Annotated in this window: 2 protein-coding genes; one reads left to right on the top strand and one right to left on the bottom strand. The window is 58.2% G+C overall.

Translation table 11 applies throughout. The features are described from left to right. Positions 1-467 precede the first annotated feature (467 nt). Positions 468-1,148 carry a phytanoyl-CoA dioxygenase family protein gene (locus tag IFS44_RS21565; RefSeq protein WP_056680665.1) on the top strand — a complete coding sequence of 227 codons (681 nt, stop codon included), beginning with the start codon at positions 468-470 and terminating at the stop codon, positions 1,146-1,148. A 26-nt stretch (positions 1,149-1,174) separates the two neighbouring features. On the opposite strand, the gene IFS44_RS21560 is transcribed toward IFS44_RS21565, so the two are convergent. Continuing rightward, entirely contained in the window at positions 1,175-1,537 is a 363-nt protein-coding gene (locus IFS44_RS21560; RefSeq protein WP_192100180.1) for a hypothetical protein, read from the bottom strand. Positions 1,538-1,659 lie beyond the last annotated feature (122 nt).

Below are 1,659 nucleotides of genomic sequence, written 5' to 3'. Positions count from 1 at the left end.
AGATTGAATCAGACCGCCGACACTACTGCAAGCCCGACTTTTTCAACACAATCGCCCACAAGCGGACGTGGCCAAACGGCTTATCAAGCGATAAGAGTGCGACATGATGTATTTGGTGTTGAGCTGCGACCCCGCCGGTGATCGCCCTCTGGGGGCCGAGAATGAACTACGCGGTCCTGATATGCCCGTGAGCCTTCCCCCTGAGCTCCTATCAGATTTGCTCTCGTGGAACGAGAGAATGGGCGAGGCGGTGCGTGCAGATACCGAGACTTCGAGCGCCATCGCCCGACTGAATGCCGAGGGAGAGAACCTAGCTTCCCGTGTCGCATCTGTCGTGCCGGGCGGCGCGAAGGTTCGTTACCTAAAAGAGTAGCAGCCCGTCCGCTTTCCACCAATTCCGGCCATTCCGCTTCCGCCCAACAGCAGACATTGCGAAGGCCCACCGCTTAGGCTTAGCTGACGCCGTGATGATGCACGATCAGTCCCGCCTTACGTTCTCTGATCACGGCGCGGAGCTATTTGCGGGCGCTTTAGCCGGCAGCTTGGCCGATTTACGAGCGGCGCTTGCACACCTGCCGTCGGAGCAAGCCGGTATTCGCATCCGCGGCATTGAAGCCCTCCGTCCGTTTCTCGCCTGCGGTGGAGCAATCGGCTCGATCGCAGCGAATGTGCTGGGTCAAAGATGCCGCCCGGTGAGAGCAATCTTCTTCGACAAAACTGCCGAGACGAACTGGTCACTGGCTTGGCATCAAGACCGTACCATTTGCGTGCAGCGGCGGATTGATATGGATGGCTTTGGCCCTTGGACCATCAAGGGCGGCATGCAGCACGTCGCGCCGCCCTTTGATTTACTCACGCGCATGGTCACTCTGCGAGCCCACCTTGACGATGTTCCCGCGACCAATGCCCCGCTTCTAATTGCGCCCGGTTCGCATGCCGAAGGGCGTGTTCCTGTCGATGTCATCGAGCAAGTGGTTAGCAAATGCGGCACACGGGTCTGTACGGCTGATGCTGGCGACTTATGGCTCTATGCAACGCCAATCCTCCACGCTTCCGAAGCCGCGAGCCGTCCGGCGCATCGGCGCGTCCTCCAAATCGATTTTTCTGCTGACGAACTTCCTGGTGGCCTTGAATGGCTTGGCGTTTGACGCCCGCTCACGCCCCTAAGCGTACCTTAAGGTCGGTAGGGCCATGTCCAGATTGGGACATCTCTCGCGCCATGCAGACTTTGCCACGAAAGCTCCGCCGCCGGATGGGTAAGAAAGAGAACGCCTAGGGCGATAACGATCGCCGGAACGACTGCTTGCGCAACCAGCGCCTTACCACTTCGCATTTGCCAGGATCGAACCACACCTTCGAACACAATGCCGACCGCCGCTAACAGCAGCACGCAGCCAACCATTACTGATATCAAGAGGCCAAGCATCTCGAGAAAGTTCGCCGCCACAGGTGCGAGAAGCGCATTGGTAATCCACGCAAGGATCCAGCCACCGGTGAGGCGCAGGATTAGAGGTAATCTCATGAAGCTAGTGACCATATCGCAGATCTACAGGAAACGTCCGAATTCCACCAATTCGAGACGTTCCGGAGCCGATTGCGTCGAATGACCGCTAACGCCTGATTGTGTTGAAAAAGTCGGGCTTGCAGTAGTGTCGGCGG

Source organism: Sphingomonas sp. CFBP 13706 (genome assembly GCF_014842355.1).
In the GTDB taxonomy this organism is placed as follows: domain Bacteria; phylum Pseudomonadota; class Alphaproteobacteria; order Sphingomonadales; family Sphingomonadaceae; genus Sphingomonas; species Sphingomonas aerolata.
Note: the sequence above shows the minus strand (reverse complement) of the source record. Positions and strands in the feature narration are given on the sequence as shown.